This window comes from Mariniphaga sediminis, assembly GCF_003573545.1.
Taxonomy (GTDB): Bacteria; Bacteroidota; Bacteroidia; order Bacteroidales; family Prolixibacteraceae; genus Mariniphaga; species Mariniphaga sediminis.
Genome location: NZ_QWET01000039.1, coordinates 1 through 13,962 on the forward strand (window position 1 = coordinate 1; position 13,962 = coordinate 13,962).

The window sequence follows — 13,962 nt, forward strand, 5'->3', positions numbered from 1 at the left end:
CATACCCCTAAATTTAATTTTGAATTTAAAGGTATGAATTCAAATCGTGGACAACCTATTTCGAGCATATCTTACATAATATCAAGTTCTTAAAACAATATTTTATAAAGTTTAGTGGACACTAATGGCAAAACGTGAATAATTCCGCCGGCACTGTACCCTAAAAATCCGATTGCCCATGCAATTATCAGGATTACTGCGATGATGTAAAGTAAATTTCCCATGACCTTAGTTTTAAATGGTTTCTTTTAATTTAATACCTGACAAATGATCCACTTTTCCGATTTACCGCTGGCAATATTCTCCTTCAAATAAAAACCACAAGGCAATTTTATCTGAACCTTCCAGATTTTTGCCGATATCCTTATTTTTGGAGAATGGGCTGCGTTGAAAAAAGATATTGTTCTCGGCCTTTTCATCATTTATACTTTTATTTTGGTTTATTCTTTGTCACTAACTGTGAAATCGGAAAATGCTTTTCCCAATTCATCCATATCGCGTTTAAACTCCACCTTAAATGTTTGCCACTGGTCGGTTCCTCCTTCTTTGTACTCGGCCAGTTTAATTTTCAGGTCGCTGTTTTGTTTTTCCAGTTCAGCCAGCTTTTTCTCATAAAGTACCTTGTTGTCCTGGCTTGCATCTACAATACTTAATTTTAAGCCGGCAATAGTTTTTTCATTGGCAATTATTTGATTTTGAAATTCAGTTTTGAATTGCTGAAATTCAGTAACTGAATCCTGGCGTGCCAGGTTCAAATCGCTTTGTGTATCAATAACAGCCTCTTTTGCATCCAGTACATTATCCTCGGCATTTTCAATTTTTTGCGACGGTGAATTGCAACTTGTAAAAAGAAGTCCGACAATAAAAACTGATGCAGCCAAAGTGATTACTATTTTTTTCATTATCTAAATTATTAATGGTGCAATTAATTTATTGTACAATCAAAGGTATTCCTATTTAGCGCCTGAACTGTTACACAACTTTGAGGATGATTTACATCATTCACACATTTTATGCTATTTGCTTATCCCGAACATTAGTTCGTATATAAATCAAAAAAGACAACCTTGCAGTTGCCTTTTAAAATGTTTAAATATTTGTCAATGACGCATTGTCTTTGCTTCAACTTAATCAGTTGATTGATTAAAGTAAATAACAGAATAAATTTCTTTTCGTTCCTGTCCCGATAAGTATTTCATTCTAGAAAGTGTCTGTTGTTAGTACCACCTGTTGTCCCGGATATTGCACATTTGTACCGTTTTCCGTTGTTATAAATATTTTGACTGGTCTATAAGAAGACACGGTTTCCAGAGATGCAGTGTGGCGATTTGATAAAAAACCGGTTGAACTTTTTAACTGTCCCAGGTTTTCAACATTGCCCTCGTCGGTTTCCATCCAAACTACATACGTTGTTTGAGTCGATTGAACCTTATCAACTTCTGCCAAATCAGAAACGTTTACTTTAATAATGTAATTCTTGTTATTGTCCTTTTTTACCTTAACATAACCATTTGCTCCCGGGACAACAGTTGAATTTAAAAAAGTATGTTTTTTTGCGCACGATGTGGATGGAATTATCATCATTACCGCAAAAACTACCAAAAAGATACTTTTTACCGACTGATTTATTTTTAGTGTTTTCATATGTTCTATGTATTAAATTTCCGCTGCTGGCGGAACAGTTGTAAATGAATTTTCACCATACCAATGTCGTAACTTAATGATTAAGAAGTATTACACAATTTTGAATAATGTTTACATCATTCACACATTTTGTTAGGTTTTTGTAAAAATTTGGAGTAAAATCATTGAAGCAGCATCAGAATTTATCTCCTGACAATTTTGAGTTTTTCAACTCATTTAACAGTGCTCGCAAATTAACGGTGGCATAGGTGGAAGCATAATCCGACATGGCATAAGGTATAATCAATTCGTCGTTATGAATCATTGATCCGCATGAATAAACTACGTTGGGCACATACCCTTCCCGTTCTTCGGAGTTGGGCATTAACAATGGAGATTTCAACCGGCCAATCTCTTTTTCCGGATTTTGAAGGTCAAATAACGAAGCCCCCAGAACATATTCCCGCATTGGGCCTACTCCGTGTGTAATCACCAGCCAGCCTTCCGGTGTTTCAATGGGCGAGCCGCAGTTTCCTATCTGAATAGATTCCCAGGGGAATTTAGGTTGCTGTAATAATTTTGCTTCACGCCAAATTGAAATATTATCAGAAAAAGCAATGTAATTATTGAACCCGTCTAATCGGCAGAGCATAACATATCTCCCATTTACTTTCCGCGGGAAAAGCGCCATCCCTTTGTTTTGGGCAATTTCGCCATGAAGAGGTAATATTCGAAAGTGATAGAAATCAGTGGTATCGAGCATTTTGGGCATTATAGTTGTCCCATCATAAGCAGTATAAGTTGCATAATAACTTATTTTACCGTCATCATCCACAAATTTCACAAAACGTGCATCCTCAACTCCATTTTTTTCATTTGCCGAAACCGGGAAAATTACCCGCTCTGAAATGTTGGTATCCAACGAAAATTCCAATTCGTAATGCGACGAAGCCAGCCAGATAATCTGATTAAACAACACTTCTTTCTCCGATGTGAGATGTAATGATTTTCTTGCTTCTTTTATACAATCGCGCAGTTCACCGTAGGTAAATGTATCGTTTAACTCGTTGAGAATTAAACTGAAGGGAATGATCGAATGAAAATCCTTCATCTCGTTTAATTTGTTTTTAAAGGAAGCTTTTTCATACACATGCCGTCGAATATGTTCTGCTTCTTCCAGCATTTTGCCCACTGGTTCAATAGAAAGATTGTTCTTTTTATCAAGAACCCCTGTTCTGAAAACTATTGATGAAATATGCCCTTCGCCGGTAGCTCTGAAACTTAATATAACCCGTTTTTCATCCACACTGGTCTCTGATTGATCGGGGTGTTCCACAATGGAGGGATTAAAAAATGCGGCCGATTCAATCGAATACTCCATAGTAAAATAGGAGCCGATCAGTATTTTTTGAGATATGTCAAGTGAATCCGGTTCAACTTTTAACTGTTTTAACAGGTGAGCGATCCTTTGAAAGTGTTTTTCAAATATTTTGGAAATATTTCTGTGACGAAGTGAGTAGTCTCTCAGAACCGGACTTAACGTCTGTGATACCGAACTTTTGGACATATTAAGTACTGAGTGGATGGTATTAATCGCCCTTTCATCTCCGGTGTAAAGAAACCGTGCCATTACCCTGGAGGCATCGGGTAGAAATTTAATATCTTTCCTGTTTACTGCTATCTGCATTTATTATTCATATTTAAACTTTCTAAAGGTAATGGTTAAAGTGGATTAATTGCAACCATAATTGGCAAACTCAGAATAGGAAATGGATTTACTGAATCCATGTATAACAACCAATAACCAAGTCTATACTATTATTAGTATAGCTTCTCCAGCCTTGCACAAAATACCTGCATTTTAGAAAGACAAGCCCTTTGGTTTTGAAATTTTGTAAAAGGATAAATTTCAGTTTTGATTATTTCGCGTTTTACCGCAGAATTAAAAAGTGCCCTCAATGTTCTCATCCGAACGCAGCCTCGACTTTTCTGTTTACTTTTTGCTTCAAGGCAAAGAGTAAAATCGGCCTGAGGCTTAAAAATATTGATGGAAAATGTATCTGAAAACAAATTACTCCACCGGATTTTTTGGGTGAGCCTCAAAGTTGACGCCAACACAAATCTATGCTGAGGTCTTAGAGAAAAAGATTAGCGAGGATATGATGGGACTAAAACAAAAGTTTATCAGGTAAGATGCCTGCCTGATTTTTCAGCCACCCGATGAATAAAAAAAATTTATAGTTTTGTTACCTACTAGCTAAAATACAAATGAATAAAAACGAACGACAACTTTTTGAACGGTTAAGAAATGATGACGAAGCTGCTTTCAAAGTTCTTTTTAACGACTTTTATTCAAAATTGTATTATTTCGTATTAGAGTTTATCCCATTAAAAGACATTGCAGAAGATATTGTTCAGGATACTTTAGTCACGTTGTGGAATAAACGTAGCGAATTAAAAGACGATTCAAATCTTACTTCATACCTTTTTACTGTAGCCAAAAACAATGCCTTAAAAAGGTTACGCGATAAAAAGTATCGTCAAAAAATGTTCTCAAATGTAATGGATGTCAGTGAGTTGAATTTAAATGTAGCGGCATTGTCAACTATTGATACATCTGTATGCGCATTCACGGATATTGAGCAAATCATACAAGAAACTTTATTCACTTTGCCTCCCCAATGCAGAAGAGTCTTCGAGCTCAGCAGGTTTCAGGAAATGAAAAACCGGGAAATAGCTGAAGAACTCAATATTTCTGTAAAAACAGTAGAAGGACATATCTCAAAAAGCATTAAAACATTCAAAGTTGCCTTAAAAGATTATTTACCGTTAGTCGCCTATCTGTTTGTTCTTTGATTTACATCATTTTATATACTGATACAAAAAGTGTCTAAAAAAAATGATGGCATGACCAAGGGTAAATGCTACTTCATGGTTTATTTATAATATACATGGAAAATTTTGAAGACATATTAAAACTGATTACAGGAAATTTATCTGGTGAGGATAAGAAAAAAGTACTTGCCAAAATCCATGCGCAAAAAGAAAAAATGGAAATATTCAAAAAATTGAAAATTTCCTGGGCATTCCTTTCTTCAACAAGAAAATTGGACAGTTATGAAATTGAGAGTGCCTATCTGAAAGTTCAGGATAAAATTTCAGGGGAAAAAAGAAGACAGATCCCTACCATTAAAATAGTCTTGAAATATGCAGCTATAATTGTTTTTCTAATCAGCCTGACCACAATTTATTACACAAACAAACAGCAAGTTAAACCCACCAATACCCCCAAAGAGTTATCATATACTTCTTTTATTACAGAAAATGGTCAACGATCAAAGGTCGTTTTACCTGATAGTTCCATCGTTTGGTTAAATTCAGGTACGACACTTTCTTATCCCGGCAACTTTTCTGAACAACACCGGAAAGTTTCCCTTATCGGACAGGCTTTCTTTCAGGTTACTCACAGAGAAAACAACCCTTTTTCAGTTCAGGCAAATGGTCTGATAGTAAACGTACTGGGTACAAAATTCGATGTAGATGCATATCCTGAAAACGATAAGGTTTCTGTGGTGCTTGAATCGGGTAAAGTAGAACTGGGGCACAAGGGCTTCGAGTCTTTTAGTTATACCATGAAGCCGGGAGAAAAAGCAACGTATAACATAGTCAATAATGCATTAACCCTAAATTATGTTGATGCTGATATATACTCATCCTGGAAAGATGGACAACTTATTTTCCGTAACGAATCAATGAAAAATGTGGTTGAAAAACTTAAGAGATGGTATAATATCAATATTGAAGTGACTGATGAGGAAGTGTATAACTCTATTTTCTCAGGAACAATCCAAAACGAAAGCTACGAAGAAATTTTCAGGTATATCGAAATTGTTTGCGATGTCCATTGTAAACTAATACATAACTACGAGGAAAAAGCTAAACCTGAAATAATCATTTCAAAAAAATAATGAATTGTATAACTTAAAAACCAGGCCTATGATATGAATTAAAACTATGCACAAAAAAGGAGATGCTGTTAACATCTCCCTCTTGCTTTATGATTGCCTCGCAGTGACCAACTCCAGAGGCAAACTCAACCTGAATTATTAAATAATCCAAATCAAAACAAAAGTATGAAAAAAAATTATTGTGAATTGATTTCCGGAGTTTATAAGATCTGGAAATCCAGATTTTTAAAAAGAATGAGGATTGTTGCATTATTAATTTTGATCTCAATAACCCAAACCTTTGCGCTCGATGCGTATGCGCAAAGCAAGCGGTTAAGTCTTACTGTTAAAAATGAAACAATCGTAAACATTCTGGAAGAGATTGAAAATCAATCTGAATTCCATTTTATGTTCGATGTTTCAAGAATCGATGTTTATCAAAGAAAAAGTGTCAGTTGCAAAAACCAACTTATACGAAATATCCTTGATCAGCTTTTCGAAGATACAGGGATAACATATAGCATTAACGACCGCCAGGTATTACTTACAACAACCGGTAAAATTGATGTCGAACAGCAAAAAACGGTTACAGGGAAGGTAACCGACTCAGGCGGTCAGCCTCTACCCGGTGTAACCGTGGTGGTAAAAGGCTCTACAACAGGTACTGTTACCAATGCCGATGGGGAATACTCATTTACAAATATCTCTGAAAATGCTACGCTTCAGTTTTCTTTTGTGGGTATGAGGGCGCAGGAGATTGTTGTAGGAAGCCAGACAAGTATAAACGTAAGAATGGAGGAAGAGTCGATTGGATTAGATGAAGTGGTTGCAGTTGGTTACGGAACTATGAAAAGGGTAAATTTATCAGGATCTGTATCAAATGTGGGCAGTAAACAACTGGAAAAAAGGACTGTTACAACTACTTCTAGTATGCTCCAAGGTCAGTTAAGTGGAGTTTCAATAAGATCATTATCAGGAAATCCAAAATCAAGTTCTGCGACACTCCTTGTAAGAGGGCAGGGTACCTTTAGTGGTGCAGGAAATAGTCCACTTGTTATTGTCGATGGAATTGAATCTTCAATGGATAATGTTAATCCACATGACGTTGAGAGCGTATCAGTTTTAAAAGATGCCTCTTCGGCGGCAATTTATGGTTCAAAAGCAGCAAACGGCGTTATTTTAATAACAACAAAAACAGGACTGACAGGAGAACCAGTTTTTAGTATCAATTCATATTTTGGTAAACATACACCAACATATATACCTGAAATGGTAAATTCATGGGAGTACGCCATGGCTTATAATGAAGCATTGATGAATATTGGTGCATCTCCCCGGTGGACAGCTGAAGAAATTCAAAAATTTAAATCAGGGACGGACCCCAATTATCCAAATTTTAACCATATGGATTATATTTGGGATTCTGGATCTGGTATTGAATCCAAGCACAACATAAATATAAAAGGGGGGACATTCCGAAGTCAATATATGTTTTCTGCAGGTTATTATGATAATCAGGGGCTAGCTATGAAAAATTCAGCTAATCGTTATGATATGAGATTAAATCTGGACACAAAACTGCGCGACAATCTTAAATTTAACGTTAAAATTTATGGCGATAAGTATTATGACAAAGAACCATCCAGCCGCAATGGGACTGGATTTTCTGATATTGTTAGAGGTGCATTAAGATTGCCTAATACAATACCTGGTCCCACAGAAGATGGGTATTATCCATATTATGAAACAATACATCCTGAAGCCGATATAAACAGTAAAAGTTTTATAAAAAACAGCAATACTTTTTTCTCTACGAATGCCAATCTAAGTTGGAACATAACTAAAGATTTAGAAATAAATGGGCAAGTGGGTTATAATTACAGGGCATTGGAAAATAAAAATTATATAGCGACTTACGATGTTACACCAAATTTTAGGAATTCACTGAATTCTTTAAGAGTAGATTGGTTAAATTGGAATGATTTGACCATGCAATCAATAATTAAATATAATAAGACATTAAATAAACATGCTTTTCATTTACTTGGAGGTGTCTCATGTCAGTCTTATAATCATCAATACCTCTCTGCTTTTAGAGATCAATTTCCTAATAATGAATTATCTGAAATTGATGCAGGAGCAACAGCTCATGCAACTAATTCAGGGTCAGCGTCAAGATATAAATTAACATCTTTATTTGGCAGGGTAAATTATAATTTTAATGAAAGATATTTATTTGAACTGAATGTAAGATATGATGGTTCTTCTCGATTTCCAAAAGAGAATAGATGGGGAGTATTCCCATCTGCTTCTATAGCCTGGAGGTTATCACAAGAAAACTTCTTCAAAAACATTTTACCATGGATGAATAATTTTAAAATGAGGGCTTCATGGGGAAGTTTAGGAAATCAGTCAGTCGGAAATTATCCTTACCAGTATATGATTTCTCTTGGTCAAAATTACCCATTTGGAAATGAGTATAGTGCTGGAGCAGCGATTACTTCTGTTGCAAACAAAGAGATTTCATGGGAAACAACAAGGATTACTAATTTTGGATTGGACATAACTACACTTAACAACAAATTAAATTTTACAGTTGATTACTATGTAAAAAAGACCGATGATATTCTTTATAATATTTCTGTATCAGATATGTTAGGTGCTTCACCCAATGCAACGAATGCAGGTTCGGTTGAGAATAGAGGCTGGGACTTTGAGTTATCATACAATAATGCTATTGGAGATTTTGTTTATGGAGCTTCTGTAATATATTCACTTACTCATAATAAAGTTCTTGAACTTTATGGCGATTTAGAAAAAGATATAGCTCGCGGTTTATTTGTTGGGCATCCAATTGGAAGTACCTATGGATATGTTTCTGATGGACTTTTTGTTGATCAAGATGATGTAGAAATGGCACCAACGCAACCATTTGGATTCCTGGGAGAACCAGGTGATATAAAATTTGTGGATCTAAGTGGTCCGAATGGAGTACCTGACGGGGTTGTAAGTTCTACTTATGACAGAACAATTATTGGGCAGCCATTACCAATCTCTACCTATAGCCTAAACTTGAATGGGAAGTATAAAAATTTTGATATTAGTTTAATGTTTCAAGGCGAAGGTGGTAGAAAGGATATGATATCGATGAGTCACTTTTATGCTATTGACAACCTTGGTAATGTGCAAAAATGGATATATAATAGTAGATGGACTGCGGAAAATCCAAATCCTAACGCCGATTATCCTAAAATAAGAATTGTCCCTACTGATTTTTATTTATCAAATAAGGTTGATTTTTTTGTTAAAGATGCCACTTTCATCAGGTTGAAAAATGCTCAAATTGGATATAGCTTACCGGATAGAGTTTTAAATAAAACATTTTTAAAGAGAGTTCGCTTTTATGTCAGTGGTGAGAATTTATTTACATTAACGAACTTTTATAAAGGTTGGGATCCTGAAATATCAAACCAAATACTCTGGTATCCACATTCAAAGTTTTATGCTGCTGGGATTAATATAGATTTTTAATCATTAATAAGAATTATTATGAAATCATATAAAAAAATAAGTATATTCCCATTTCTACTTGTCTACTTTTTAATATTTACAGGATGTAATAACTGGTTAGATGAACAGCCATTATCAGCAATATCTGAAGCATCCTTCTGGACTTCTGAAAGTGATGCTATGCTGGCTTTAGCTGGTTGTTATAGACAAAATAATTTTACAATTAACAGTTATAATAATGAACACCTTATATTGACAAGTAACACGGATGATTCAAATTATAAAGAAAGTGCTACTGGTGACATTTATACCGGTTACATGAGACCAAGCGATTGGGAAGTTGTTAGGTCAATATGGCTAAGAGCTTATAAAACTATTTTTAAGGCTAACTATTTTCTGGAAAATATTGATAGAGTTGAAATGGATGATGTAAAAAAGGCTGAAATTACAGCTGAAGTCAGATTTATTAGAGCCTATGAATATTTTTATTTATCACTGATGTATGGTGATGTCCCTTTAATTACAAAGGTTCTGACAATAAGTGATGCCAACACTCAAAGTCGTAGTTTATTAGAGGATATTAGAGATTTTTGTATAGATGAGTTTTCTACTGCTTCCGTTGATTTGCCGGCAACAAGACCTGATGATGAAAAGGGGAGAATCTTAAAGGCAGCATCACTTGCAGTTAAGGGTAGATTGCTTATGATTGAAAAGAGATGGTCAGAAGCAGCATCTACCTATAAAGAGATTATTGACATGAATGCTCATATTATTGATCCGCGCTACAAAGCATTATTTGAAGAAAGTGGAGAAAACAGTAAAGAAATTATTTTATCCACTAATTGTATGACAAGTCTCTATCCAAATGCAAATAATCAAACAAATTATAAACCACAAATGTATGGTGGATATCAGGAATGTAATCCAACTCAAAGGCTAATTGATGCCTTTTTAATGAATGATGGTTTGTCAATTGAAGAATCAAGTCTCTATGATCCGGAGCATCCCTTTGATAATCGAGATCCAAGATTTTATGCTAACCTTTTTTTACCGGAATATACAGTATGGGAAGGTAAGTTATATCTTGGTCATCCTGACTTAACATCTGATGGAATAAAAACTATGCCGGGAGGAACAGGATATTGCTTTAAAAAATTTGCTACAGAATTTTATGATGGAGGTTTACATAATTCCGGAGATGATATCATATATATAAGATATGCAGAAGTCCTTCTTAGCTATTTGGAATCTAAACTAGAAAATGGTGACAATGTTACCCAAGAATTGTTGGATCAAACAATTAACAAAGTTAGAGGAAGAGAAGAAGTTAACATGCCTTCTGTTACTGAGACAAGTCCTGATAAATTGAGAGAAATTATTAGGAGAGAAAGAAGGGTGGAATTTTGTTTTGAGCGTCATATAAGATATATGGATATCCGTAGATGGGGTATCTACCTTGAAGTCATGAATAGGCAAATATATGGGATGAAACTTACTGATGACCCTGACAATTATACAGACTATCCAGTTGAAAAGGTAGGAAAATATAGAGGGCATTATAAAGCTTTTGATAAAACAGGTACGATTACACCAGGTATGGAATTGTTACCAATTCCATTATATGAAATTGATATTAATCCTGAACTTCGTCAAAATACTGGTTATTAATATCTTTAATTTATATTTTAATTCAATATAATAGACATTTTATAGCAGGCATGGAGGTTTTAATTAGCTTCCATGCCTTTAAAAGGTTTCCTTTATAAAGTAACAATGGCTAAGGAATTTATTTAAACAGTATATTTCTATTTCATTGGGAAATCCATTCCTGAATAGAATACTCTTTAATTTGTTTAAGATTAGAGTCTTATGAGAATGAAGACGCGAAAAATACCAATTCTATTTATTTTGGGATTATTAATTATGTATTGTAGCCCCAAAGAAGAAAATAACAAAATAACATATAAAGATCCTGTTATTGAGAGAGCAGATATTGTGTATGACAGTTCAGAAGGTTTATGCCCGGGTGTAGTTGCAACGGCCAATGGCGAGCTTATTGCCTTTTGGGGCACAGGTTGGGGAGACGGAATGCCTGACCAAACAACCCAATTTGCACGTTCGCTGGATTCTGGTAAAACCTGGTCTGAACCTTATATGACAATGGAAAGCCAAGATTCTTTAGCCGGCCTGGCAGCAATTCTTTTTAATGTTCCTGATGGGAATTGGACTATTGGACGTTTAATGCGTTATACAATGATGATTAACTGGACTAAATATCCGGATCCTACAAGAGCTGACTGGCCTGAATTAACCGCAACAAGAAAATTTGACAGCTATTATTCTTTTAGTAGTGATCAGGGATATACCTTTTCAGAAAGAAAACTTTTAAGCGATCCGGTTAAAAGGAATGATTTTGCGCAGGGAAAAATAATAGAATTACCTAATGGTGAGTTACTCTGGCCATGGGGTAGTTGGGGGGCAGAACCTTTGAACGGTTTCAGACGGAGCACAGATGGAGGAAATAACTGGGAACCGGTTGAAAGGGCATGGCAAGACCCACCCCCTGGTTTTGATAAACCAGTTGTTTTTAATGAGACAGCGGGTGCTGTTTGTAAAGATGGTACTATTGTCGCTGTTGCACGGGTTGACGGGTTACCTGATAATGATAAACGCTTCTGGCAAATTAAATCTCATGACAATGGCAAAAGCTGGACAACGCCACGGCAGATTGAAATCGCCGGGGGCTCACCAGCAATGTATTGTACCCCCCAAGGGCAATTATGGTTGGCTTACCGGGACGGTGGATTTGGACCGGGATTAGGCTTTGCTGTAAGTGATGATAACGGGGAGAATTGGCGTTTCCTTTATCATCTACAGGATCCTAAGGGGGAGTTTGAAGAAAAATTCAGCCATATCCGATATACCGATGAAGATAGGAAAAAACCTTGGAGACCTGCCGAAGGGATTGTCGGTTACCCCTGGTTTGCGCAGATTTTTGATACCGAGGTGTATGTGGTCTATCATATGATGAACTCTGATATGAAAAAGATCTCTCCTGAGGCTCCGTTTTATATCGTAGGAAATCTTTTAAGAATACCGGAATAGGTTATTCTTGTTTTTTCAAAAAACAGGAAGGTACACATAACTGAGATTATATTCTATGCAGCTATCAAAACAAAAAAGAGTGATGACACGCAAAGCCTCAGATAACAAATATCTGTATAAGGACTTTCATGTGTCCATGAGTATACTGTTAAAATGCATTTACAATAGTTTTGGCAAAGAGAATCTGGTCAACGACTTGACCCAGTATGCTGATGTTTACGATAAGCCATTACGGTGCATGGGACAAGCTCTGCATGGCAGTTTTTATTTCGCGGCTTGTTCTGCACGGCCTGGTTACACCGCTTTTGCCGGAATCAATATTACAAACTTGAAGAACAGATGTATTTATTTCTGACACTATTGCACAAAACATTGGGCCAAACTAGGGTAAAGGGTATTGATTTTTAAGAAAAGTCGACAAAAAAATACAGGAAAATGGTTAATATGTTAAGACATAGTCTACTAATATTTCTTTTTTCATTACCATATTTAAAGGCTTATCCTCAAACAAAGGAGGCAGGGGTTACCCCCCAGCCCAAATATTGCCTTTTTTTCGATAACAATACTATGCCTGCTTGTCCTGAAGTAGGGGCAGGTTTTGATGCCGCGGCTTTTACGGAACGTATCAAACAGTGCGGGGCCGGACATTTGGTTTTTTCGGTCCGCTGCGACCAGGGCATGGCATATTACGACACAAAAACCGGGATAAGGCACCCGTCATTACCATATGATTTGTTTGGCAGGCTTGCTGAGGCCTGTAAGCAGGAAGGTATTGCCCTAACTGCCTATTTCAATGGGGGCATAAGCAGCGCAGAAGGGTTACAGCACCGTGATTGGACCACCCTTAATTTCGATGGACGGGAGTACCGGGAACCAAGGTTTACACCATATGTGAGAACGATGTGCTATAACTCCCCCTACCGGGAGCATTTGATTTCCATGATAAAGGAGGTGGCACAAAATTATCCTGTATCCGGATTTTTTATCGATTGTCTCTCCCCTTATCCATGTATTTGCCCCCTTTGTGTAAAAATGATGAAAGAACAGGGGATAGACTGGACAGACAAAGAAGAAGTGGTAACGTTTTCAGGGGCATCGGCACTCCGTTTGTCAAACGATATAGCGGAAGCCCTCATGTCCATAAACCCCGGGTACCTGCTTTATTTCAGTGGAGTTGGATATGAAGAACAAGCCGCTATTTCCTCTTATTATGAATGCGTATCGCTGCCAAACAGCACCGGTTATGATTTTCTTCCGGTAATGTCACATTATATCAGGACATTAGGCAAGGAACCGGTTGTGAATATGACCGGCCGTTTTTATGATTGGGGCGATTTTGGGGGCTTGCGCCCGGAAGCTGCCATTAAATACGACCTGCTGTATGGCCTGGCAAATGGCATGCGTCCCAGTGTCGGGGGTCATTTTCATCCCAGGGGCGATTTAAATAATGCGGTATTCGACCGGATAGAAAAGATATATAAGGAACTGCAAACCACGGAACCCTGGTTTGAGGATGCAAAAAATATAACGGAGATAGGCATTGTATATCCCAAATCTTTGGAAAACCTGAGCAACGACAGGCAGTTAAAAAGCGCAGTAAGGATGCTAAGCGAACTGAAGCAGCAATTTGATGTGGTTACAACTTTCTCTGACTGGAGCAAGTACAAGGTGCTGGTTATCCCGGATGATGTCACCTTTGATGCAGAGGTTACGCGTCGCGTAAAAGAGCATCTCGCAGCAGGCAAGGCCGTAATATCCAGTGGTAGCTCTGGGTTAG

Annotated in this window: 10 protein-coding genes; 6 read left to right on the plus strand and 4 right to left on the minus strand. The window is 36.6% G+C overall.

Features of this window, described 5'->3' with window-relative positions; all coding sequences use genetic code 11:
* Window positions 1-89 precede the first annotated feature (89 nt).
* From D1164_RS23140 to D1164_RS23155, 4 genes are all read right to left on the minus strand, one after another.
* Window positions 90-224: a lmo0937 family membrane protein gene (locus D1164_RS23140; protein WP_119352288.1), complete on the minus strand. Its 135-nt coding sequence runs from the start codon at window positions 222-224 to the stop codon at window positions 90-92.
* Between the two features lie 216 nt (window positions 225-440).
* Window positions 441-902, minus strand: coding sequence for a sll1863 family stress response protein (locus D1164_RS23145; protein ID WP_119352289.1), 462 nt, complete (start codon window positions 900-902; stop codon window positions 441-443).
* Window positions 903-1,200: 298 nt separating this feature from the next.
* Window positions 1,201-1,644, minus strand: coding sequence for a hypothetical protein (locus D1164_RS23150; RefSeq protein ID WP_119352290.1), 444 nt, complete (start codon window positions 1,642-1,644; stop codon window positions 1,201-1,203).
* A 175-nt stretch (window positions 1,645-1,819) separates the two neighbouring features.
* Window positions 1,820-3,310, minus strand: a complete 1,491-nt coding sequence (locus D1164_RS23155) for a glycoside hydrolase family 130 protein (protein ID WP_119352291.1) — start codon at window positions 3,308-3,310, stop codon at window positions 1,820-1,822.
* A 581-nt stretch (window positions 3,311-3,891) separates the two neighbouring features.
* Between D1164_RS23155 and D1164_RS23165 the strand changes: the two genes are divergently transcribed.
* The 6 genes from D1164_RS23165 to D1164_RS23195 form a co-directional block, all read left to right on the plus strand.
* Window positions 3,892-4,479: an RNA polymerase sigma-70 factor gene (locus D1164_RS23165; RefSeq protein WP_119352293.1), complete on the plus strand. Its 588-nt coding sequence runs from the start codon at window positions 3,892-3,894 to the stop codon at window positions 4,477-4,479.
* Between the two features lie 95 nt (window positions 4,480-4,574).
* Complete coding sequence (locus D1164_RS23170; protein ID WP_172594609.1) at window positions 4,575-5,591, plus strand: FecR family protein; 1,017 nt, start codon at window positions 4,575-4,577, stop codon at window positions 5,589-5,591.
* Between the two features lie 165 nt (window positions 5,592-5,756).
* Window positions 5,757-9,101 (plus strand): TonB-dependent receptor, encoded by a 3,345-nt coding sequence (locus D1164_RS23175; protein ID WP_119352295.1) that lies wholly within the window; start codon window positions 5,757-5,759, stop codon window positions 9,099-9,101.
* Window positions 9,102-9,119: 18 nt separating this feature from the next.
* Window positions 9,120-10,748: a RagB/SusD family nutrient uptake outer membrane protein gene (locus tag D1164_RS23180; protein WP_119352296.1), complete on the plus strand. Its 1,629-nt coding sequence runs from the start codon at window positions 9,120-9,122 to the stop codon at window positions 10,746-10,748.
* Window positions 10,749-10,955: 207 nt separating this feature from the next.
* Complete coding sequence (locus tag D1164_RS23185) at window positions 10,956-12,185, plus strand: exo-alpha-sialidase (RefSeq protein WP_172594610.1); 1,230 nt, start codon at window positions 10,956-10,958, stop codon at window positions 12,183-12,185.
* A 444-nt stretch (window positions 12,186-12,629) separates the two neighbouring features.
* Window positions 12,630-13,962, plus strand: a 1,333-nt coding sequence (locus D1164_RS23195; RefSeq protein WP_172594611.1) for an alpha-amylase family protein, incomplete at its 3' end; no start/stop codon positions are given.

Excerpts from the sequence above, each read along its gene's own strand:
- D1164_RS23140 (WP_119352288.1), bottom strand. The coding sequence starts at position 224 with ATGGGAAATTTACTTTACATCATCGCAGTAATCCTGATAATTGCATGG.
- D1164_RS23145 (WP_119352289.1), bottom strand. The coding sequence starts at position 902 with ATGAAAAAAATAGTAATCACTTTGGCTGCATCAGTTTTTATTGTCGGA.
- D1164_RS23150 (WP_119352290.1), bottom strand. The coding sequence starts at position 1,644 with ATGAAAACACTAAAAATAAATCAGTCGGTAAAAAGTATCTTTTTGGTA.
- D1164_RS23155 (WP_119352291.1), bottom strand. The coding sequence starts at position 3,310 with ATGCAGATAGCAGTAAACAGGAAAGATATTAAATTTCTACCCGATGCC.
- D1164_RS23165 (WP_119352293.1), top strand. The coding sequence starts at position 3,892 with ATGAATAAAAACGAACGACAACTTTTTGAACGGTTAAGAAATGATGAC.
- D1164_RS23170 (WP_172594609.1), top strand. The coding sequence starts at position 4,575 with ATGGAAAATTTTGAAGACATATTAAAACTGATTACAGGAAATTTATCT.
- D1164_RS23175 (WP_119352295.1), top strand. The coding sequence starts at position 5,757 with ATGAAAAAAAATTATTGTGAATTGATTTCCGGAGTTTATAAGATCTGG.
- D1164_RS23180 (WP_119352296.1), top strand. The coding sequence starts at position 9,120 with ATGAAATCATATAAAAAAATAAGTATATTCCCATTTCTACTTGTCTAC.
- D1164_RS23185 (WP_172594610.1), top strand. The coding sequence starts at position 10,956 with ATGAAGACGCGAAAAATACCAATTCTATTTATTTTGGGATTATTAATT.